Origin of the sequence: Salana multivorans (assembly GCF_003751805.1) — a bacterium.
Classification (GTDB): Bacteria; Actinomycetota; Actinomycetes; order Actinomycetales; family Beutenbergiaceae; genus Salana; species Salana multivorans.
The window spans coordinates 2,080,610-2,102,362 of record NZ_RKHQ01000001.1 but is presented as its reverse complement, the minus strand read 5'-3'; the positions used below and the strand labels follow the sequence as shown (position 1 = coordinate 2,102,362).

At 73.5% G+C, this 21,753-nt stretch carries 17 protein-coding genes and 1 tRNA gene; 7 read left to right on the top strand and 11 right to left on the bottom strand.

Annotated elements, in window-relative coordinates; all coding sequences use genetic code 11:
• Window positions 1-50: 50 nt before the first annotated feature.
• Complete coding sequence (locus EDD28_RS08975; protein ID WP_123739295.1) at window positions 51-4,199, bottom strand: Ig-like domain-containing protein; 4,149 nt, start codon at window positions 4,197-4,199, stop codon at window positions 51-53.
• A 48-nt stretch (window positions 4,200-4,247) separates the two neighbouring features.
• Complete coding sequence (locus EDD28_RS08970; RefSeq protein WP_148059583.1) at window positions 4,248-5,321, bottom strand: hypothetical protein; 1,074 nt, start codon at window positions 5,319-5,321, stop codon at window positions 4,248-4,250.
• Between the two features lie 315 nt (window positions 5,322-5,636).
• Here EDD28_RS08970 and EDD28_RS08965 point away from each other — a divergent pair.
• Window positions 5,637-5,709: transfer RNA gene (locus EDD28_RS08965), tRNA-Lys, on the top strand.
• Between the two features lie 38 nt (window positions 5,710-5,747).
• On the opposite strand, the gene EDD28_RS08960 is transcribed toward EDD28_RS08965, so the two are convergent.
• A complete protein-coding gene (locus EDD28_RS08960; RefSeq protein WP_123739293.1) occupies window positions 5,748-6,842 on the bottom strand; it encodes a phosphotransferase family protein in 1,095 nt (364 codons plus the stop codon).
• A gap of 326 nt (window positions 6,843-7,168) precedes the next feature.
• Here EDD28_RS08960 and mgtE point away from each other — a divergent pair, with 326 nt between their 5' ends.
• From mgtE to EDD28_RS08940, 4 genes are read left to right on the top strand one after another with little or no spacing between them, the layout of a single operon-like run.
• On the top strand, window positions 7,169-8,572 hold the full coding sequence (gene mgtE, locus EDD28_RS08955) for a magnesium transporter (RefSeq protein ID WP_211339152.1): 1,404 nt from the start codon (window positions 7,169-7,171) through the stop codon (window positions 8,570-8,572).
• Between the two features lie 12 nt (window positions 8,573-8,584).
• Window positions 8,585-8,926 (top strand): GNAT family N-acetyltransferase, encoded by a 342-nt coding sequence (locus EDD28_RS08950; protein WP_123739292.1) that lies wholly within the window; start codon window positions 8,585-8,587, stop codon window positions 8,924-8,926.
• Window positions 8,923-9,285, top strand: a complete 363-nt coding sequence (locus EDD28_RS17695) for a GNAT family N-acetyltransferase (protein ID WP_211339151.1) — start codon at window positions 8,923-8,925, stop codon at window positions 9,283-9,285. Before EDD28_RS08950 ends, EDD28_RS17695 begins: the two co-directional genes overlap by 4 nt.
• Before the next feature lie 60 nt (window positions 9,286-9,345).
• Window positions 9,346-9,606: a GlsB/YeaQ/YmgE family stress response membrane protein gene (locus EDD28_RS08940; RefSeq protein ID WP_123739291.1), complete on the top strand. Its 261-nt coding sequence runs from the start codon at window positions 9,346-9,348 to the stop codon at window positions 9,604-9,606.
• A gap of 82 nt (window positions 9,607-9,688) precedes the next feature.
• Here the strand turns inward: EDD28_RS08940 and EDD28_RS08935 are convergent, their stop codons facing one another.
• From EDD28_RS08935 to msrB, 4 genes are all read right to left on the bottom strand, one after another.
• A complete protein-coding gene (locus EDD28_RS08935; RefSeq protein ID WP_148059582.1) occupies window positions 9,689-10,753 on the bottom strand; it encodes an EamA family transporter in 1,065 nt (354 codons plus the stop codon).
• A complete protein-coding gene (locus EDD28_RS08930) occupies window positions 10,750-11,670 on the bottom strand; it encodes an AEC family transporter (RefSeq protein WP_123739289.1) in 921 nt (306 codons plus the stop codon). The genes EDD28_RS08935 and EDD28_RS08930 overlap by 4 nt, the downstream gene beginning before the upstream one ends.
• A gap of 134 nt (window positions 11,671-11,804) precedes the next feature.
• Window positions 11,805-13,532 (bottom strand): DEAD/DEAH box helicase, encoded by a 1,728-nt coding sequence (locus EDD28_RS08925; RefSeq protein ID WP_425469968.1) that lies wholly within the window; start codon window positions 13,530-13,532, stop codon window positions 11,805-11,807.
• Window positions 13,533-13,814: 282 nt separating this feature from the next.
• Complete coding sequence (gene msrB / locus EDD28_RS08920; protein ID WP_123739288.1) at window positions 13,815-14,228, bottom strand: peptide-methionine (R)-S-oxide reductase MsrB; 414 nt, start codon at window positions 14,226-14,228, stop codon at window positions 13,815-13,817.
• A gap of 87 nt (window positions 14,229-14,315) precedes the next feature.
• Here msrB and EDD28_RS08915 point away from each other — a divergent pair, with 87 nt between their 5' ends.
• Window positions 14,316-15,257, top strand: a complete 942-nt coding sequence (locus EDD28_RS08915; RefSeq protein WP_123739287.1) for an NAD(P)-dependent oxidoreductase — start codon at window positions 14,316-14,318, stop codon at window positions 15,255-15,257.
• Window positions 15,258-15,302: 45 nt separating this feature from the next.
• On the opposite strand, the gene EDD28_RS08910 is transcribed toward EDD28_RS08915, so the two are convergent.
• Entirely contained in the window at window positions 15,303-18,080 is a 2,778-nt protein-coding gene (locus EDD28_RS08910) for a cation-translocating P-type ATPase (protein WP_123739286.1), read from the bottom strand.
• A 55-nt stretch (window positions 18,081-18,135) separates the two neighbouring features.
• On the bottom strand, window positions 18,136-19,233 hold the full coding sequence (locus EDD28_RS08905; protein WP_123739285.1) for an App1 family protein phosphatidate phosphatase: 1,098 nt from the start codon (window positions 19,231-19,233) through the stop codon (window positions 18,136-18,138).
• 146 nt (window positions 19,234-19,379) lie between these two features.
• Here EDD28_RS08905 and galE point away from each other — a divergent pair, with 146 nt between their 5' ends.
• Window positions 19,380-20,357, top strand: coding sequence for a UDP-glucose 4-epimerase GalE (galE, locus tag EDD28_RS08900; RefSeq protein ID WP_123739284.1), 978 nt, complete (start codon window positions 19,380-19,382; stop codon window positions 20,355-20,357).
• A 34-nt stretch (window positions 20,358-20,391) separates the two neighbouring features.
• On the opposite strand, the gene EDD28_RS08895 is transcribed toward galE, so the two are convergent.
• Together EDD28_RS08895 and EDD28_RS08890 are read right to left on the bottom strand one after the other, a co-directional pair.
• Window positions 20,392-21,336 carry a cation diffusion facilitator family transporter gene (locus EDD28_RS08895; protein WP_123739283.1) on the bottom strand — a complete coding sequence of 315 codons (945 nt, stop codon included), beginning with the start codon at window positions 21,334-21,336 and terminating at the stop codon, window positions 20,392-20,394.
• Window positions 21,333-21,746 carry an ArsR/SmtB family transcription factor gene (locus EDD28_RS08890; RefSeq protein WP_211339150.1) on the bottom strand — a complete coding sequence of 138 codons (414 nt, stop codon included), beginning with the start codon at window positions 21,744-21,746 and terminating at the stop codon, window positions 21,333-21,335. The genes EDD28_RS08895 and EDD28_RS08890 overlap by 4 nt, the downstream gene beginning before the upstream one ends.
• Between the last annotated feature and the right edge of the window lie 7 nt (window positions 21,747-21,753).

Here is a 21,753-nt window from a genome sequence, read left to right as displayed (position 1 = left end):
CGTGGGTGGCACCGCCGGCGTCGCGCCGAGCGAGCTGGCCGATCAGCGCGTCAGGCCGTGAGCCTCCGGCGCCGCACCGCGAGCACACCGCCGGTGAGCAGCGCGCCGAGCGCGAGCGCCACGAGCAGACCGGCGCTGACGCCCGTCCCCGGCATCGTGCCGCTGCCGGGCGCCGTCCCGCTCGGGGACGCGCTGGCCGACCCGCTCGGCGACGTCGACGTGCCGTCGGAGGGGTCGCCCGACGGGTCACCCGAGGGCTCACCGGACGGATCGCCCGACGGGTCGCCCGACGGGTCGCCGGAGGGGTCACCCGACGGCGTCGGGGTGGGCTCACCGTCGTCGGCGACGACGGCGAACGCGAACGTCCCGCTCACCCCGTCGACCCGCGTGCTCGTCGCCGTGACGACGTAGTCGCCCGGCTGCGCACCCTCGGCGACGTGGACGATCCCGTCGTCGTCGATCGTGACGAGCTCCTCGTCCGCCTGGGGCGCGAGCGCCTCCGGGGCCGCGTCGCCGCCCGTCGTGCCGGACGAACCCGCCGGGGCGACCGACCAGGTGAGCTCGCTCCCCCAGGCGTCGACCTCGGTGTACGGCTCCTGGCCGCGGATGCTCGCCCGGACCGGCAGGTCCGCACCGGGCGCGACCTCGTCGCGATCAGCCGAGAGGCTGACCGAGACCGGCAGGGGGTGCGTGACGACCTCCTGCTGCGGCTTGTGGTCGTCCGGGTTGGTGACCCCGGCGGGCAGCTCGACGGCACCCGGGAACCGGTAGGTCCCCGGCGGGCTGCTCGGGCCGTAGTTGTTCGGGTCGTCGTCCCAGCCGGTGACGGCCAGCTCGGCCGACGTGCCGTCGTCGAGCGTCGCCGTCACGGTCGTCGGCAGGCCGAGCTCACCGCGCGAGAGGCCGACCGGGAGGTCGATGACCGGCAGGTCCTCGAACCCGGTGACGTGCGTGGCGACGACGGTCACGGTGGCGACGATCGGGTTGGCGATCCCGGGCGCCGATCCGACGATCGTGTGCTCGCCCTCGTCCGCGAGCTGCGACGCCTCGATGGTCGGCCAGGTCACCGGGACCTCGCGCGAGTCACCGTTGGAGTAGCGCACCGTCGCGGTCTCCGGGAGGACCGGCACCTCGAGCGGCGCCACCGTCCGGGTGATCGGGTCGATCCCCGAGACGTAGACGTCCGAGAGGAGCAGCGAGGGCGCGAGCGCCGTCGCCGACATCACGAAGTCGTCCGGCATCCCGGCGGGGAGCGTCATCGTCCCGGCCTGGTAGCGGTCGTACGCGGCCGCGGCCCCCAGGTGCGAGAACGAGTCGAACCCGGAGTTGTCCCGGTTGAAGTTCGGGGCGGTGCTCAGCGGGATGACGACCAGGAAGCTCGCCGACTCGGTCCCCTCGGGCAGCGACCTGATGTAGGACGTGACGTCGAGGTCGAGCGCGTAGCCGTTGTCGAAGATCTCCGAGTTGGTGACCAGTCGGCTGGACACCAGCGGGAGCGTGGCGTAGTCCGGCACCGTCGTCACCGGCACGTCCGCGTTCAGCGGGGCGTTGTTCCAGGTGACCGTCCCGGAGGTCCAGGTCGGGTCGTTCGCGTAGACGTCCGCCACGAACTGGGTGTTGCGCACCCGCTCCGCGTCCGTGCCGCCCGCACCGCTCCAGGAGTCGAACCGGGAGACGTACAGCCGCAGCGACGCGTTCTTCACGTCGGCGAGCTCACCGTCGAACTGCGTGGTGTCCACCTCCACGAGGATGCGGCGGTTGAAGCCGACGGACGCCGCGTTCTTGAGCTTCAGCGTGTGGTTGTTGTTGAACGAGAGCCCGAACGGGAACTTGAACATGTCACCGGCGGCCGGGGTGGTGATGCCGCCCCCGGCACCCGGCGCGCTCATCGCCGTCGTCGGGTTGCCCTGCTGGACGTATGCCGCGTCCGTGGAGTCGCTGCGGTTCACGTTCACGCCCGGGCCGAGGTCGCCCTCGACCGTCACGGTGGCGGTGACCGATCCGGTGGGGTTGCCCTGCAGCACACCGCTCACCGAGACCTCGCCCGCCTCCTGGAGATCGCCGAGGGGGATGACGTCCCAGACCACGGGTCGCGTCTCGGTGCGCTCGGTGACGTTCGCGCCGGCGGTCTCGCGGACCGTGACGTCGACCGTCGCCGGGAGCGTCGGGTAGACGCCGGCCGCCGTGGTCACGGCCACCTCGGGCGCGATGACCTCGATGGTGGTCGCGATCTGCGTGGCCTGGTGGGCCCCGACGTCCGCGGCCACACCGGCGACGTTCCCGCCGAAGAAGTCCTCGACGGGGGCGTCGACCCGAGCCAGGGCGTCCGAGATCGTGAGACCGGCCGCCGCGGCGACGCTGTCGGCGTCGATCTGGAACAGCGCGGCGCGCTGGCGCAGCTTCTCCCGGGAGGTGAACTCGGCGATCGAGCCGGTCTCGACGTCGAACGTGGTGCCCGCCTGGGTGGCGAGCTCGGCGACGAGCGAGGGGTCACGGGTGAGCGCGAGCTGCGGGTCGGCGATCACGTTGTCCGACAGCGCCAGCTTGTCCGGCGTCGCACCGCTGGTCACCGAGGCGATCGACGCGGGCCAGATCACGTTGTTCTTGAAGTAGCGCTCGGGGTTGTCCACCATCTTGCGCTCGATCGCGTCGGCGCCGTTCGACGGGTTGGCCGAGAGGAACTTGAAGCTTCCGGCGCCCTCCTTGACGATGATGTTGTTCCAGAAGTGCGCGACGGTGCCGGAGTTGTTGCCGGAGTTGCCCTCCCCGAACAGCGAGGTCGAGATGCCGTCGCCCACGTAGAACGTGTTGTTGTAGATCTGCGGCATCGCGGAGCTCTCGCTGCTGACCCAGTAGTGGAAGATGCTCTGCTCCTTGTAGGTGTAGGAGCCTCCACCACCGTTGTCCGCATCGGTGCCGCGGTTGCCGCCGCCGTCGTTGGCCGAGATGTTGTAGCGAACCGTCGAGTTGCGCTGGTCGCTCATCAGCAGGATGAAGCCGCCCGTGTTGTGGTGGCTATAGTTGTACTGGTAGACGACGTAGTTGCTGGACAGGTCGATGTCGTAGGCCTCGGCGTCGTTGAAGCCGAACTGGATCCCGTACACCTCGTTGTACTGGAACACGCCGTAGTCGTTCGACATCGCCCACATCCCGGCGAAGTTGCGCGCACCGTAGTCAGCGTTGGACGGACGGATCGCGACGTTTCCCTCGACGAGGCCGCCGCCGGACAGCTCGCTCATGACGATGCCGTCGCCGGCCACGTCCTCGAGGTAGTTGTTGCGGATGGTGATGTCCGAGAACGTCTTCTTGAACGAGTTGGAGACCGAGGTGTTCGCATCCGCCTTGGTGCGGATGCCCTCCAGGCCGACGCGCTTGACCACGTTGTTCTCGACCATGACGTCGGTGAACCCGGTCGAGGAGCGCCACTCGCCCGCGGGCAGCAGCACGGTGCCGTCCGGGTCGATCCAGTGCCCGAGGATGATGATGCCGCCGGTGGCCTTGAGCGCGACGCCCGCCTCGGGGCTGACGACCTTCTGGAAGTACTCCGACTGAACGTCGTGGACGTAGTTGTTGGCCACGCGCACCGAGCGGAACGTGCGGTCCTGCTCGTACCCCATGACGAGGATGCCGGCGCGCTGCGCGTCACCCGACTTCTTGTAGCCGTTCGGGTTGGACAGCTCCGGGCTGTTCGTCACCTCGAGGTTCTGGATCTGCCAGAACTCCTGGTTGACGAGCTGGACGGCGCCCGTGATGTAGCGCTTGAAGCTGCCGGTCCCGTACGTCCCGTTGCCGTTGATGACCGGACGCCTGTCCGCCGTGTAGACGGCGCCGTCGTCCGTCTGCTCGTACAGGTCGACGGCGATGACGTTGCCGTCCGTCCCGGACCCCTTCGGGTGCAGCATCTGGTCGTTCCAGGTGCTGTTCGCCTCGAGGAGGATGTGGTCGCCGGGCTCGAACGTCGTGGCGCTGACCTTCTCCAGGCTGCGCCATGCCGTCTCGGGGGACGTGCCGTCGGCGTCGTCGTCGCCGTTCGCCCCGTCGACGTAGTAGGTCGTGCCGGTGGTCGACTCACCGATCGACACGTAGGCGCCCGGGGCTTCCCCGGCCTCGGGGCCCGCCTCGTCGGGTGCCGCGGACGCCGCCGACGCGGCGAGCGCCGTCGTCAGCACCGTCGCGACGAGTATTCTGACCGCTCTCATCTGCTCAGGATTCCTTTCGGTGGTGGGGGGTCGTGGAAGATCTGGGGGCTACCGCGGGGCGGTGAGCTCGCGCTCGAGGATCGGGCGGAGGTCTCGCTCGACGGACAGGGGCTCGGCCGCCGCCACGTCGGCGATGCGCTGCTCCAGCAGGTCGTTGACGTAGGCGTTGCGCGCCATCTGCGGCGCCTGCTCGAGCGTGAGGAGCTCGCCGCCGGCCCGGTCGAGGACCACGACGTACTCCCCGTCCGTCATCCCGGGGACGACGTCGCCCGGCTCGGCCCGCCCCGCGAGCTCGATGACGTGCGCGGCGAACAGGTCCTCCTTGGAGACCTCCTGCGAGTCCAGCGCCAGCTCCGTCACGGTGGCGCCGGGGCTCGCGCCGTCGACGCCGGCGGCCATGGCCGCGAGGTCGGGGTCCGGCGAGATCGCCGTCCGGGCGAGGTCGGCCAGCTCGTCGGCGGTGCCGGCGAAGGCGTCGACGCGCCACAGCGTGAGGGCGACGTGGGTTCCCTTGTAGACGTCGTCGAGCCCGTCGAAGGCGGCGCGCAGCTCGTCCTCGCTCGGCGGGTCGCTCTCCAGGAGCTCGGTGCGCATGCCGTCCCGGAGGTTCTCCACGGCGGAGCGGAGCAGCTCGTAGTCGGTCGCGTCGGCGCTGCCCGTGGCGTCGGCGAGGATCTCGCGGCTGCCGGCCGGATCCTGCGCGCCGAGCTCGTCGGCGAGCGTCCAGGTGGCGCAGTCGAGCGCGAGCTGGTCCACCACGGCGTCCGCGAGCGCGTCGAGCGGGCTGGCGCCGTCGTACGTCTCGCCCCAGAAGTCGGCGCCGTAGGAGTCGATTGCGTGCTCCCGCGCGAAGGCGGCGCCGACCTGGCCGGCGAGCCCCTGCGCGTGGACCATGACGCCGTCGGTGTCGATCGTCAGGTCGCCGCACCGCGCGACGACGGCGCCGTCCCCGGTCGCGGCGACGGCCGCGACCGTCGCGCCGCCCGCGACGACGACGGCGGCGACCGCGCCCCAGAGCAGCACCCGGCGGCGGCCGGGACGGCCGCGGTCCGGGGTGGGGCGGACGGGTTGGGTTGGTCGGGTGGGACGGCCGGGTCTCGACGGCGACGGTGCCTCGCGCACACCTGCTCCTTTGCCAGGTCAAGCGATCTGAACGATCGTGTACGTTCATGAACGAACGCCCGATCGAACTATCTCGCACCCAGTGTTGGTGCACGACTTCGATCATGTCAACCGCCAGGCGGCCAGAACAGGTCACGATTCGGTGACGGTTCGCCTGGTTTTCGATCACAAACGATCACTGAGGGGGTGGGTGGCGGCGGACGCCAGCCCGGCGACGGGGCGACCGCGGGGACGGTGGCAGCGTGACGGCAGCGCGAGGAATGCCTGCCTCGCCGCGGGCGAACTACGCTGGGCGCGTCCTCCCCACCGGGACGAGGGCCTCTAGCTCAACTGGCAGAGCAGCGGACTTTTAATCCGCGGGTTGTGGGTTCGAGTCCCACGGGGCCTACGACGCCCGCGCGCCGACGTTCGCGGGGTAACCTCGCCTCAGGGCCGGGTGCCGGACCCCAAGACGGCGCCCGGCCCGCCATCGTCGACCGGCGCAACCCTCCCCGGGCCCGGCACGCCCGGCCCCTGGCGCCCCGTCCCTCCGGCTCCCGCGGCGGCGAGCTCGTCGAGCCGGTCGAGCGCGGCGTCGAGCAGACCCCGGACGCGGACGCGGTGCTCGGGCACCCACGCGTCGTCGTAGCCGCGGACGTCGACCTCCGCGACGAGGATGAGCGAGAAGTAGAGGCGGTAGAGCGCGAAGCGCGCCGGCCCCGTCGGCGTCGCGAGCTGCTGCGCGAGCACGCCCCCGGCCTCGGTGTCGCCGGCGAGCAGGTCGCCGTCGACGTCGAAGAGCCCGAGCTGGTCGACGCCGATCAGGTCGAGCAGCGGGTCTCCCCACACCGTCCGCTCGGTGTCGATGACGCCGACGATCGCGAGGTCGTCGTCGAGGAAGACGTTGGCCGGCCACAGGTCGGTGTGGACGACCGCCGGTGCGGTCACGACCCGGAGCGCTCCGCGGTGCGCCCGGACCGTCGCGCGGATGCGGTCGACCGGCAGGACGACGCCCACGTCGGTCGCGTCCTGGACGATCGCCTCCACCATCGCCTCGAACGCCGTCGGCCAGTCCTGCGCCCGCAGCCCGGACTCCGCGGCCGGGTAGCCGAACGCCGGCGCCGGCACGCGGTGCAGGTCGGCCATGAACCCGCCGAGCGCCCGCCTGGCCCGGGCCGCGCCCTCCTCGTCCAGGTCGAGCTCGATCCACGGGGTTCCGGGCAGGTGCGCGGTGACGACCACGTCGCCGGCGACGACGTCGTGACCGAAGTCCGTGAGCACCACGGCCGGCACGGGCAGACCGCGGCCGGCGAGGGTCCGGTAGACCTCGACCTCCGTCCGCGCGATCCCCAGCTCGTATCGGCACAGCCGGCGCGGGTCCGTCGCGGTCGCCTTGACGACGACACGGCCGCCGTCGGCGAGCGTGACCCGGTAGGCGGCCGCGAACATCCCGCCGGTCAGCCGCTCGATCCGCTCGGGGACGCCGATCGGTCGCAGGACGGCCGCGATCTGGGTGGGCGTGACGTCGAGCTTGTGGGTCATGGCTCCTGCCGTGGCGTGGGGCGCGTCGCGCGCGGGTCAGCGCGGGGGTCCGTTCGGCGTCGACCGGTCCCCGGGCGAGCGTAGTCCCGCCCGGCGCGAGGCTCTGACAAGATGGGGCGGCGAGCACGGCGGCCACCCGACCGGCCACCCCTCGACGCCGCCCGCACCGGACGGCTCAGCCACGTCCGCACCGCCCCGGTCCGGGCTCGCGCCACCGAGGCCCGCCGAGCACTCGCAGCTGCTCATCGCTCCGCCACGTCCGTCACTCCGCCGGTCGTGGTCCGCGGCCCCGCGGGGCCGACCGATCGATCGTCGAAGGAGTCCCCGTGCCCACGTCTCGCTTCTCCGGCGCGCCCAGCGCCGGCACGGCCCCCGCCCTCTCCCTGCACCAGGCGCTCGCCATCGGGACGCCGAAGGCCGTGAGCCTGTGGCTCGACGTCGTCGACGACCCGATCGAGCGCGCCGACCAGCTCGGCGACCTCACCGAGGCCGAGGCCGTCCGGCTCACCGAGCTGCTCACGGTCCCCGAGGCCGTCGACCTGCTCGACACGCTGGACCTGCACACGGCGGTCGACGCGCTCCGCATCGCTCCGCCCGCGCGCGCCGGCGCCGTCGTCGCCCACCTCGAGACGGACCGCGCGGCCGAGCTGCTGCGCGAGCTCGACGCCGCCGAGTCCGAGCGGATCCTCGGCCGCGTGCCGGCGGACCGGGCGGCCGTGCTGCGCGGCCTGCTGCGCTGGCCGGAGGACTCGGTCGCGGCCCACATGGTGCCGGACGTCATCGCGGTCGACGACTCCGTCACGGCCGGCGAGGCGATCCAGCAGGTGCGCGACCACTCGGCCAAGCTGCGGCAGGACTCCCACATCGGCGCCTACGTCTTCGCCGTCGCCGACGACGGCCGGCTACGCGGCGTCGTGTCGTTCCGCGAGCTCGTGCTGGCGGACGAGGGCACCCTGGTCGACGACCTGTGCACGCACGAGGTCGTCTCGGTCACGGCCCTGACGGACCAGGAGGAGGCCGCCCGGCTCCTCGTCCGGCATCGGCTGCTCGCGCTGCCCGTCGTGGACGACGCCGACCACCTCCTCGGCGTCCTCACCGCGGACGACGCGGCCGACATCGTCGGCGAGGAGACCACCGAGGACGCGGAGCGCCAGGGCGGGTCACAGCCGCTCGACGTGCCGTACCTGCGCGCCTCGCCGTTCCTGCTGTGGCGCAAGCGCATCGTGTGGCTGCTCGTCCTGTTCGTCGCCGAGATGTACACGGGCAACGTCATGAAGGCGTTCGAGGACGAGCTCGACGCGGTCGTCGCGCTGGCGTTCTTCATCCCGCTGCTCATCGGCACGGGCGGCAACACCGGCACGCAGATCACGACGACGCTCATCCGCGCGATGGCCACCGAGAACGTCCGGATGCGCGACGTCGGCCGCGTCGTGGTCAAGGAGCTGTCCGCCGGGTCGTTCGTCGCCATCGCCATGGCGGGAGCCGGGTTCGTCCGGGCGTGGATGCTCGGCGTCGAGGTGCAGGTCATGGTGACGATCGCGCTGTCGCTCGCCGCGATCATCCTGTGGTCCTCGCTCATCGCCTCCGTCATCCCGCTCGTGCTCAAGAAGCTGCGGGTCGACCCGGCCGTCGTGTCGGGACCGATGATCGCGACGCTCGTCGACGGCACCGGCCTGCTCATCTACTTCTGGATCGCGAAGCTGACCCTGCCGGAGCTGGCCGGACTGTAGGAGACTGCTGGCATGGACACGCCAACGGACCGGGACATCGAGGTCACCGAGCGCCCCGAGCGCTACCGCTACGAGATCACGGTCGACGGACAGCTCGCCGGGATCGTCGCCTACGACGTGGTTGACGACGTCACCGTGATGACCCACACGGTGATGCAGGAGGCCTTCGACGGCCAGGGCTTCGCGAGCATCATGGTCGACCGCGCGATCGCCGACGTCGCCGCGCGCGGCGGAGCCGTCGCGGCGACCTGCCCGTTCGTCCGGCACTGGCTGAGCAAGAACCACCAGCACGACGCCGCAGTGGTCGCGCTGCCCGAGGCCATCGCCGGCGCCCGGCTGCTGGAGGAGCTGTGACCGGGGAGCAGCGCGAGCCGCGCGAGCAGCACGACCCGGGCGGGCCGACCGACCCGCAGGGCGAGGCCGAGCCCACCATCGGGGTGGCGTTCGACGCCACGCGCGGGCGGTACGAGATCACGGTCGACGGCATGCTCGCCGGCTTCGCGTCCACCACGCTGGTTGACGGCGTCCACGTGTTCGACCACACGGTCGTCGACCCGGCGTTCCAGGGCCGCGGGCTGGCGGGGATCCTCGTGGACCGGGCGATCGGCGACGTGGTCGGGCGGGGCGGCCGGTTCACAGCGACGTGCTCGTACGTCGTGCGCTGGCTGGAGCGGCACCACCAGTACGACACGGCACTCGTCCCCGGTACTTGACGCGCCGCCGCCTTCGACAGAGGGTGGAGACGCAGGGGCAAAAGAACGAAGGGCACGACCATGGGCTTCATCTCCTTGCTCATCCTTGGCCTGATCGCCGGCGCCATCGCCGGGGCCATCCTCAAGGACCGCGCGCCCGGCGGGTTCTTGGCCACGCTGGTCGTCGGCGTCATCGGCGCCGTGCTCGGCGGGTGGATCGGGAGCGCCATCTCCGGGGAGGGGCTCAAGGGGTTCTTCGACCTCTGGAGCTGGATCCTGGCGATCGGTGGCTCCCTCCTGGTCCTCCTGATCTACGGGGCCATCTCGGGCAGGAAGCGCTGACACCGCGGGCGTCAGCCCGCAGGCGCGACACGACGCCGGGCGGATGGACTCGATCCATCCGCCCGGCGTCGTCCCGTTCCGGCTAGCGCCGGGTCGCGAGCGCGACCGCCGCCGAGATCGCCGCGACGCCGACGAGCTCCGCCGCCGCCGGCACCTGGCGCAGCGAGACGAACCCGACGAGGGTCGCCGTCGCCGGCAGCAGCGCGTTCAGCAGCGCGAACTGCGACGTCGAGAGCCGCTGCATCGACACCTGGTCGAGTGCGTACGGCACGACGGAGGAGAGCACCGCCACGCCGACGACCAGACCGAGCGCCGACCAGGAGCCGATCAGCGGTCCGGCCCCCGGCGCACCCACGACGGCGTAGAGGATCGCCGCGGTGGTCATGCCGAGCGCGAGCGAGGCCATGCCGGTCCGCAGCGGCCCCGGCGTCGGGCGCGAGCGTCCGGCCGCCTCCGCGGCCGCTACCTCCACCACCGCCCCCGCGGCAGCCACGGCACCGACCCCACCACCGTCAGCACCGTCACCGTCGGCACCGTCACCGTCGGCACCGTCACCGGAGCCGGCGTGCTGCGCCGAGGCGCGCGCCGCGATCCGCCGGCCCAGCACCATGTACCCGGCCCACGCGGCCCCGGCCGCGAGCGCGAACAGCACGCCGACGCCGCTGCCGGCCTCGAGCGCCGACCAGTCGATCTCGCCGAAGCTGATCGCCGCGACGCCGCCCGCCGCGAGGAGGGGCGGGACGATGCGCCGCCACGGCGCCGTCCCCGCCCCGGCCGTCACGACGGCGACGGTCACGGGCCCGATGAACTCGACCGCGACGGCGGCCCCGAGCGGCAGGTGGTCGATGGCGACGTAGAACAGCAGGTTCATCGCCCCGAGGAGCACGCCGAACGCCGCGGCCGCGACGAGCCCGCGGCGTGTCCACGGGAGCGACCACGGGCGGGCCAGCAGGAGCAGGACCGCCGCGGCGACGACGAGCCGCGCCCAGCCGACGCTCACCGCGCCGGCGACGGCGAACAGCCCCACCGCGAGCGCGGCCCCGTAGTACATCGAGACGCCGGCCCCGAGGAACAGCGCCGGTGCGGGCACGGCCGCAGCCAGGCGCGCGCCTGCGCCGTCGCGATCCCCGCCGCGCACCCGGCTCATGACAGCACCGCCGCGGCGACGAGCACGACGGGGACCGCGAGGATCGTCGTGACGAGCACCGACTCGCGGGTCACCATGACGCCGCGGTCGTACCGCATCGCGTAGGTGAAGACGTTCTGCGCCGTCGGCAGCGCCGCGATGACGACGACGGCGAGGAGCGCGTGCGCGTCGAGGCCGATCGCGGTGCCGACCACCCAGGCGAGCAGCGGCTGGACGAAGGACTTGAGCACGACGATGAGCGTGAGCTGCGGCCGGACCGCCGACCGCCCGGGCACGGGCGCACCGCGCAGCGAGATCCCGAACGCGAGCAGCATGGCCGGGACGGCCAGACCGGCCAGCGTCTCGAGCGGGGCGAGGACGACCTCCGGCGGCCGCCACTGCGTCGCCGCGCAGACGACTCCGGCGGCCGACGCGAGCACGAGCGGGTTGAGCAGGGGCGCGACGGCGTCGCGCACCCGGATGCCGGAGCTGCGGCGCTCCAGCAGGTCGAGGATCACGAACGACGCCGGGGCGAGGACGACGAGCTGGAACACCATGCTCGGCGCGGCCTCCTGGGCGCCGCCGAGCGCGTAGACCGCGATCGGGATGCCGAGGTTGCCGGCGTTGACGTAGCCGGCGCAGAGCCCGCCGATCACCGTCTCCGCCGCCGGACGCCGCATGACGAACCGCGCGATCAGGACGTAGGTGAGGATCATCGCGCTGGCGAGCGCGTAGGACAGCAGCGAGCGGGCGTCGACGAGCGTGGTGACGCGCGCCTGGCTCAGCGTGACGAACAGCAGCGCCGGCGCGCCGACGAAGAACGCGAGCCGCGACAGGACCGCGTCGGCGCGTTCGCCGAGGATGCCGGTGCGGCCGAGGACGTAGCCGACGAGGATGATCGCGCCGATCAGCGCGAACCCCTCCAGGACCCCGGTCACCGAACGAACCTACCGGTCCGTCGCGCCCCGACGCCGAGGCGGACCCGACGGGCGCGAGTCAGACCTCCGAGAGATCCCGCTCGACACCGTCGGGTCCGCCTCGCGGGGAACGACGTTGGAGGTCCTGGAACCGCTCAGCGGCTGGACATCTGGACGAAGCCGCTGCCGCCGGTGGTCGACGTCGAGTAGACGGCACCGCCGCGCGAGGACGCGCGTCGCTGCGACCGGCCCGGCGTGCGGCCCGTGGTCGACGCGGCGCGCCCCGCGCCGGACGCCGTGCGCCCGGTGCTCGAGGAGCCGCGCCCGCTCGTCGCGGGGCTCTGCGCTGGGGCACCGCCACCGCGCACGCCCTGCCCGCGGGACTCCCCGCGCAGGCCGTCGGCTGCGGAGCGCTGACCGCGCCGGCGACGGCCACCGCCGGCGGCCGGTCGATCGGCCTGGTCGGCCCTCGTCCCGGGCCGACCGTCACGGGCGCCAGCAGACGCACCGGACCGCGCGCCCGACTTCGGCGAACCGGCCTGGGCGGTACCGGCCTTCGCCGCGCCCCTGGCGCCCGACCGGCCGCCCGCCTTGCCGCCGCCCGCCTTGCCGCCGCCGTTGCCGGACGGCTTCTGCGCGGCGCCCGACGGGGCGTCCTGCGGGGCCACGCGCGGCGCGACCTCACCGACGAGTCGGGCGACCGCAGCCGCGTCGGCCGGGCGGACCTTCGCGTCGATCTTGGCGGCGCGGGTGAGCGACGCGACGTCGCCGCGCTGCTCCGGGAGCAGGATGGTGACGACGTCGCCGCCGGCCCCGGCGCGGGCCGTGCGGCCCGAGCGGTGCAAGTAGGCCTTGTGCTCGGCCGGCGGGTCGACGTGCACGACCAGGTCGACGTCGTCGACGTGGATGCCGCGCGCCGCGATGTCGGTCGCGACCATGACGCGCACCTCACCCGAGGAGAACGCCGCAAGGTTGCGCTCGCGCGCCCCCTGGGAGAGGTTGCCGTGCAGGTCGGCCGCGGGGATGCCGGCCGCCGTGAGGCGCCGCGCCATCTGGCGGGCCTGGTGCTTGGTCCGCATGAACAGGAGCCGGCGACCGGTCCCGGAGGCGAGCAGCTCGACCAGCTCGCGCTTCGCCGTCACGTCGGGCACCTCGAACAGGTGGTGCGTCAGCGTGGCGACCGGCGAGCTGGCCGGGTCGACCGAGTGCGTCACGGGCGTGGACAGGAAGCGCTTGACGAGCTTGTCGACGCCCGCGTCGAGCGTCGCCGAGAACAGCATCCGCTGGCCGCCGGCCGGCGTCGCCGCGAGGATGCGCGTCACGCCGGGCAGGAAGCCGAGGTCGGCCATGTGGTCGGCCTCGTCGAGCACGGTGATCTCGACGGCGTCGAGGCTGACGTGGCCCTGGCCCTTGAGGTCCTCGAGCCGGCCGGGGCAGGCGACGACGATGTCGATGCCGGAGCGCAGCGCCGAGACCTGCGGGTTCTGGCCGACGCCGCCGAAGATCGTCGTGACCTGGAGGCCGGCCACGCGGGCGAGCGGCGTGAGGGTCTGCGCGATCTGGGTGGCGAGCTCGCGGGTCGGCGCCAGCACGAGACCGCGCGGACGGCCGGCGGCGGCGCGCTTGGCGCCCGACAGCCGGGTGACGAGCGGCAGGCTGAACGCGAGCGTCTTGCCCGAGCCGGTCCGGCCGCGGCCGAGCACGTCCCGGCCCGCGAGGGCGTCGGGCAGCGTGGCGGCCTGGATGGGGAACGGCTCGGTGATCCCGCGGGCGGCCAGGTCGGCCACGAGCCGGGCGGGGACGCCGAGGGAGTCGAAGGAGGGGGTCGGCGTCGCGGGGCCCGAGGTGCGGGCAGGCTGACGCGCGGAGGTGGAGGTGGTCACATGGATCCGATCGTGTGGGCGCGCGCCGAACGTGCGGCGCTCTCGCGGTGGGTGCCGCGGGGACGCCTGCGCTGGCCCCGGCGCCGGCCGGGGACGAGCCCGGCGGCCGCCCGAACGGGCGCGCCAGGTCACGCTGAGGATCTCGCGGCGACGGCGCCCAGGGAGGGCGCCGACTCGATCATTCTCCCACAGACGGCGGCTCCCGCCCAGGGCGGGCCGCACGTGAGTCCCGTCACGCGGCCTCGGCGGGCGGGTCGCGCCGACGGCTCGGTCGCCGGCCGCTCAGTCGCCGGCGGACTCGGCGGGGGCGAACGCGAGCGACACGGAGTTCATGCAGAACCGGTCGCCGGTCGGCGTCTGCGGAGCGTCGTCGAACACGTGCCCGAGGTGGGAGCCGCAGGTCGCGCAGCGCACCTCGGTGCGCACCATGCCGAGGCTGCGGTCCTCGACGAGCTCGACGGCGTCGGACTCCTTCGGCGCGTAGAAGCTCGGCCAGCCGCAGTGCGACTCGAACTTGGTCTCGGCGCGGAACAGCTCTGCCCCGCAAGCGCGGCAGGAGTAGATGCCCTCGCGGGCCTCGTCCAGCAGCTCGCCCGTCCACGGACGCTCCGTCGCGGCCTCGCGCAGCACGGCGTACTCGTCGGCACCGAGCAGCTCCCGCCACTCGGTGTCGCTCTTCCAGACCTTGTAGTCCATGGTGACTCCCCTTCCTCCGCCTGTCTCAACGTCGCGCCGGCCCCCCGTGTTCCGCACGGCTCGCGCGGTTCACGCCAGACTGTGACCATGAAGATCCTCCTCCCCGACTCGCTGCCGCTCGCGCCGGAGCTTCCCGACGACGTCGAGGTGGTGCGCTACTCCACCGCGTCGCCGATCCCGCCGGAGCACCGCGACGCCGAGGCCATCGTCATCTGGTCGCTCACCTCGGGCTGGTGGCGGGAGAACGCGGGGCTGCTGCCGAACCTCGGCCTGGTCCAGAGCCTCACGGCCGGCGTCGACGCGATCCTCGCCGCCGACTTCCGGCCCGAGGCGCTCGTCGCGTCCGGGGTCGGGCTGCACGACGTCACCGTCGCCGAGCACGCGCTCGCGCTGATCCTGGCGGCCGCCCGCCGGCTCGACGTCGCGGTCCGGGCGGTCGGTGAGCACCGGTGGGCGGCCGAGCTCGCGGACGCCCAGCCCCTCGACAACGCCACCTCCTTCACGCTCGTGCACGGCGCGCGCGTCGTCGTCTGGGGGTTCGGCAGCATCGGCACCCGGCTCGCCGGGCTCCTGCGCGCGCTCGGCGCCCACGTCGTCGGCGTCGCGCGCACCGCGGGCGAGCGCGAGGGGTTCGAGGTCGTGACGACGGACGAGCTGCCGCGCGTCCTCGGCGACGCCGACGTCCTCGTCGCCGTCCTGCCGTCGACGCCGGAGACCGCGAACGCGATCGACGCCGACACGCTCGCCCTGCTCCCGACGAAGGCCTGGGTGGTCAACGTCGGGCGCGGCGCGACGCTGGACCAGGCGGCGCTCGCCGACGCGCTGCGCGCCGGTCGTCTGGCCGGGGCGGCGCTCGACGTCGTCGTCCCCGAGCCGCTGCCGGCCGACGACGAGCTGTGGGACGCGCCCAACCTCATCCTCACGCCGCACTGCGCGGGCGGACGCCCGCTCGGCGCCGACGAGCGGATCGCGGAGAACCTGCGTCGCTGGCGCGCGGGCGAGGAGCTGGTCCAGCAGGTCGCGCGCTGACGCGACGCCGGGCCGGCGGCCGGCGACGAGGACCGGCGCGGCCTCTCAGGCGCCGACGAGGCCCCGGCGCCGGGCGCGAGCCCGCCGCACCCACTTGTCGAGCTCGACGACGACCGGCACCACGAGCGCAAGGCCCAGGCACTGCAACCACTCGTCGCCCGTGAGGGAGACGGTGCCGAGCACGTGCTGCAGGAAGGGCAGCTCGACCGCGGCCACCGTGAGCGCCAGCGGGACGGAGAGCCACCGCACGGCCGTGAGCAGCGGCGGCAGCAGGCCGGAGGCGGGGTCGCGCCGGATCGCGAGGCCGCCGAGCAGCGAGCCCAGCGCGGAGACGGCGAACGCCATCGTGACCGGCACGTTCGGCTCCGACGGGCTCAGCTCGCCGGGGTGCGTCAGCAGCGGGACGAGGGTCGTCGCGAACATGAGCGCGCCGTAGAACAGCCACTGCGCGACGGTGGACCCGCGCGCGATGGTCTTGGCCGGGTCGCGCGGCGGCTTCGACATGATGTCGGCCGGCACCGGGTCGAGCAGGATCACCACGACCGGGAAGATCGTGATGAAGAAGTTGAGGAACAGCACCATCATCGGCGTGAGCGGGACGCCCTGGTTGACGTCGAAGATGCTCGCCACGAGGAACAGCAGCACGAGCGAGAACAGCAGCGACATCTGGAACCGGACGTAGCCGACGATCTTGTCGTAGATGCCGCGGCCGAGCCGGATCGCCTGCACGAGCGTGCCGAAGTTGTCGTCGGTGAGGATCATGTTCCCCGCCTGCTTGGTCACCTCGCTGCCCGAGCCCATGGCGACGCCGATGTCCGCCTGCTTGAGCGCCGCCGCGTCGTTGACGGCGTCACCCGTCATCGCGACGATGGCGCCCTGCTGCTGCATGAGCCGCGCGATCCGCAGCTTGTCCTCGGGGGTCACGCGCCCGAACACGTGCAGGTCCGGCAGCGCGGCCGCGAGCTCCGCGTCCGTCATCGCCTGGATCTCGGCCCCGCTCGCCGCGCCGGGCGCGAGCCCGAGCTGCGCGCCGATCGCCGAGGCCGTGATTGCGTGGTCGCCCGTGATCATCCGGACGTCGATGCCGGCCTCGCGCGCGATCCGCACCGCCTCCGCGGACGAGGGACGCAGCGGGTCGATGATGCCGACGAGGCCGGCGAAGACCAGGTCCTCGACCAGCGTCATCGGATCGGCGAGGACCGCGTCGCGGTGCCCGTCCAGCAGGCGGTAGGCGAAGGCGAGCACCCGAAGGCCCTGCTCGGAGAGCTGGCGGTTCGCCTCGAGGATCGCCTCGCGCTGCTCGGCCATCGGCGCGAGCGAGCCGTCCGCGAGGAGCACCGACGAGCAGCGGGCGAGGACGACGTCCGGGCCGCCCTTGACGACGCCGATCAGCCGGTCCCGCCCGCCCAGCGGCACGTCGTGGAACGTCGCCATGAACTTGTAGGCCGAGTCGAACGGCACCTCGGCCAGGCGCGGGTAGCGGCGCCGGGAGAGCTCGGCGTCCACGCCCATTTTGGCCGCGAGCACGACGAGCGCGGCCTCCGTCGGGTCGCCGACGACGACGCCGTCGTCCGAGACCGTCGCGTCGCTGCACAGGCACAGGCCGTAGGCGAGCGGCGTGAAGTCGGGCTCCGCGGCGCCGGCGGCGTGGCGGATCTCCCCCGTCTTGGCGTAGCCGCCGCCCGAGACCGGGAACCACTCCCCGCGGTAGTAGAGCCGGGAGACCGTCATCTCGTTCATCGTGAGCGTGCCGGTCTTGTCCGAGTTGATCGCGCTCGTCGCGCCGAGCGTCTCGACGTCGGCGAGGTTCTTCACCACCGCGCGGTGCTCGGCGAGCTGGTTCGAGCCGTAGGAGAGCATCCCTTGGACGAACGTCGGAAGGCCCGTGGGGATCGCGGAGATCGCCATGGAGATGCCGAGCAGGATGACCGACGCGAACGGCTGACCCCGCAGCAGGCCGATGACGACGATGACGGCGACGGCTCCCCAGGCGACGAACCCGAGGACGCGGGTGAGGCCGTCGAGCTCGCGCTGGAGCGGCGAGCGGGCCGGCTTGACCGCGGACAGCATCGAGGCGATCCGGCCCATCTCCGTCGTCATGCCGGTCTCTACGACGACCATCGCGCCCGTCCCGCGGGTGACCTGCGTGTTCTGGAAGACGAGGTTGGTCCGGTCGCCGAGCGGCGTCGCCGGGTCGGCCAGCGTCGCCGGGTCCTTGGCGATCGGCGCGCTCTCCCCCGTGAGCGCCGCCTCCTGCGTCTCGAGCGTCGCGCTGCGCAGCAGGCGCCCGTCGGCGGGCACGAGGTCGCCCGCCTCGAGGGTGACCAGGTCGCCCGGGACGAGGTCCGTCGCGGCGATCTCGAGCAGCGTCCCGCCCCGCACGACGCGCGCCCGCGGAACCTGGAGCGAGGCGAGGGCGTCGACGGAGGCCTGCGCCTTGAGCTCCTGCCGCGAGCCGAGCACGACGTTGAGCACGACGAGCGTGCCGACCAGGATGCCGACCGGCACCTGGTCGATGAACAGGCTGATGGCGGCCACCGCGACGAGCATGACGTTCATCGGGTCCGCGAGCTGGCGCAGCGCGACCTGCCACACCGAGGGGGACGGCTCGGCCGCGATCGCGTTCGGGCCGTACCGCTCGAGCCGGGCCGCGGCCTCGGCGGCGGTGAGCCCGATGGCTGCGTCCGAGCCGAGCGCGCGGGCGACGTCCTCGCCGTCCCGCGTGAACCAGGGCCGGTCGGCCGCGGGGCCGGTGCCGGCCCCCGTGCCGCCGCCGGCGTCCGTCCCGGCCCCTGCGCCGGTGCCTGCGGTCTCGGTGCTCACGGACTCCTCCTCGAGTGGTGCGGTGGGGCGGGACGGCTCGTGCCGCCGTCCCGGGTCAGTCGGGTCTGCGCCCGCGCCACGGCCGGGGCAGAGTCTTGACGACGAGCGCGTTCCCGTCGCCGCCCGAGACGTGCCGGACGCCGCGCGGGATGCGGACGCCGCCGAGCCCCGGCGGCGCGAGGCCGGGGAGCACCTCGGCGATCTCGTCGGGGCTCATCGGCAGGCCGGCCGTCAGCACGTGCTCGGGCGGCGTCAGCGTGCGGATCGCGATGAGCGCGACGTCGTCGGGGAACTCGGTGGCGAACTCGGCGTAGATCGCGGGGTCGTGCTGGCCGTCGTCGCCCAGCAGCGTCCAGGTGAGCTCCGGGAACTCGGCCCGCAGCCGGCGCAGCTGGGTGCGCTTGTGCTCGGTCCCGGAGCGGAACCAGCGCTGCGTCGACGGGCCCCAGTCGGTCATCAGCAGCGCCCCGGGCGGGAAGTCGTGGCGACGCAGGAAGTCGCGGATGACGGGCGCGTAGTTCCACGCCCCCGTCGACAGGTAGACGACGAACCCGCGGGTCTCGCGCTGGAGGAAGGTCGACATGCCGGGCACCGGCCGACGCTGCCACTCCTGCATGACGAAGGTGTTCCAGAAGGCCTGGAGCGGGCTGGGCAGCAGCGTGACCATGACGGTGTCGTCGACGTCCGAGACGACGCCGCGCCCGATCGACGGGTCGATGACGTCGACGTGCCCGCGGCCGGGGGCCGCGCCGCCCGGGACCTCGACGCTCACCTCGTGCCGGCCCGGCGCGAGGTCGACGGGCAGGCGCACGTCGACGTAGCCGCCGGGCTCGGTCCGCGTGCGGTGGACGACGTCGCCGATCCGGATGCGCACCGCCAGGTCGGGGGCGGAGACGGAGATGTACCGCCGCCAGCCGCGCGCGCGGCCCTCGGCGCTGCGCCGGTTCGTCGGCGGCATGACGAGGACGCGGGTGATGACGCGGACCCAGCCGGAGCCGGGCGTCGTGGCCGCGCGGCCGTAGGAGTCGAACACCAGGGGCGTCGGACGCCAGCCCTCGCGGGCGAGCCAGAACGCGGCGCGTCGCTCGATCGCGGCCTCGATCGACGCCGCGATCGAGGGCCCGCGCCGGGTCTGCTGCTCCGTCTCACCCACGGACCCCAGCCTGCCGCATGCGCCGTGCGCGTGGCGACCCACCGCCCGCGGACCGGGCGGTCCCGGTGGGGAGCAGGTCGCCCGGAGTAGGTTGGGAGCTGGTCGACCCGTCCCGTCCCACCACGCGCGAGGAGCAGCGAAGCAGCATGAGCGACACCACCACCGGACAGTGCTGGCTGGTCACGGGAGGGGCGGGCTACATCGGCTCCCACGTCGTGCGGGCGTTCCAGGAGGCGGGCATCCGCGTCGTCGTGGTCGACGACCTGTCCTCCGGCCACCGCGAGTACGTGCCGGACGACGTCCCGTTCATCGTCGCGTCGATCCTCGACACGGAGGTCCTGGCGGCCGCGATGCGCGAGCACGGCGTCACCGGCGTCGTCCACCTCGCCGGGTTCAAGTACGCGGGCGAGTCGGTGACGCGACCGCTGCACACCTACACGCAGAACGTGACGGGCACCGTCCACCTGCTCGAGGCGATGCGCGAGGCCGGCGTCGGGGCGATCGTGTTCTCCTCCTCGGCCGCGACGTACGGCACGCCGCACGTCGACCTCGTGACCGAGACGACGCCGACCCGGCCCGAGTCCCCCTACGGGGAGAGCAAGCTCATCGGCGAGTGGCTCATCGCCGACGCCGCCCGCGCGCACGCCCTGCGGCACACGTCGCTGCGCTACTTCAACGTCGTCGGCTCGCTGCCGGGGCTCGCGGACACCTCACCGCACAACCTGTTCCCGCTCGTGGTCAAGGCGCTGGTGGAGGGCCGGACGCCGCGGATCAACGGCGACGACTACGCCACCCCGGACGGGACGTGCGTGCGCGACTACGTCCACGTCGTCGACCTCGCGGCCTCGCACGTCGCGGCGGCTCGGGCGCTCGCCGCCGGTGCCGAGCTCGAGCCGGTCTACAACCTCGGCTCGGGCGACGGGCTGTCCGTCCGGCAGATCATGGACGCGTTCGCTGAGGTCACGGGCATCGACTTCTCCCCCGAGATCGCGCCGCGCCGGCCGGGCGACCCGGACCGGATCGTCGCCGACGGGTCGCTCGCCGCGCGGGACATCGACTGGGCGATGCGACACACCGTCGCCGACATGGTCCGCTCGGCCTGGGAGGCCCGCCCGGCCTCCTGAGTCGTGCGGCCCGTCCCGAGCCGCGCGGCCTCGCTCAGCGGTGGCCGGCGCCCTCGGGGTGGGCGCGGTGGTGCGACACCGGCTCGACCTGGATGGTGGAGTGCTCGACGTCGAAGTGCCCCTCCAGGCACGCCCCGAACGCGTCGAGCAGGCGGCAGAGCCCGGCGGCCGACGCCTCCTCGTCCTCGACCACCACGTGCGCCGACAGGGCGGGGACGCCGGACGTGATCGTCCAGGCGTGCAGGTCGTGGACGGCGACGACGCCGCGCGTCCGCTCCAGGTGCTCCCGGACCACGGCGACCTCGACGTCGAGCGGCGCGCCCTCGAGCAGGACGCGGGCGACGTCGCGCAGCAGCGAGAGCGCCCGCGGCACGATGAGGACGCCGATCGCGAGCGAGGCGACCGCGTCGGCCCGCTCCCAGCCGGTCGTCGCGATGAGGACGGCGGCGACGATGACGGCGAGCGAGCCGAGCAGGTCGCCGAGCACCTCGAGGTAGGCGCCGCGGACGTTGAGGCTCTCCTCCCGGCCGCCCGACAGCAGCCGGAGCGCGACGAGGTTGGCGAGCAGCCCGACGATGCCGACCACGAGCATGATCCCGCTCTCGACCGGCTCCGGCTCCCGCAGCCGGCGGACGCCCTCGATGATGACGCCGAGGCCGACGACGGTGAGGATGACGCCGTTCGTGAGGGCGGCGAGGATCTCGGCGCGCTGCCAGCCGAAGGTCCACCGGTCGGTGGCGGGACGGGCGGCGAGCCAGGTCGCGACGAGCGCGATCGCGAGACCGGCGGAGTCCGAGAGCATGTGGCCGGCGTCCGCGAGCAGGGCGAGCGAGCCGGACCACCACGCGGCGACCAGCTCCGCGACCATGACCGTGAGCGTGATCGACAGGGCCGCGACGAGCCGGCCCCGGTGCCGCTGGCCGGCCGTCGCCGGGCCGCCGACCCCGTGCGCGTGGCCGTGCGCGTGGCCGCCGCTCATCGCTCGGCCGCCGTCCGTCGCCGCTCGGGTCGTCCAGCGCCGTGCGGGCGGTGGGTCGCGTCGTCGTGCGCGTCCGCGTCCTCGGTGTGGTCGTGGACGACGACGCCGAGGCCCTCGTCCAGCAGCTCCTCGGCGCGCGCGAGCAGCGCGAGCGTGGCGCGGGTGGTGAGCCGGTAGAGCGTGGCGCGGCCGTCGGCGCGCGCGGCGACGAGGCCGGCGTCGCGCAGGACGGCGAGGTGGGCCGAGGTGGTGGACTGCGCGAGGCCGACGCAGGCGGTGAGCTCGACGACCCGGGCCTCCCCGTCGGCGAGACAGTGCAGGAGCGTGAGACGAGCCGGGTCGGCGAGCGCACGGAAGACGGCCGCGACGGCGGCGTGGTCGTGCGTCAGGGCCTCATGATTCATCGTCATGCGGCGA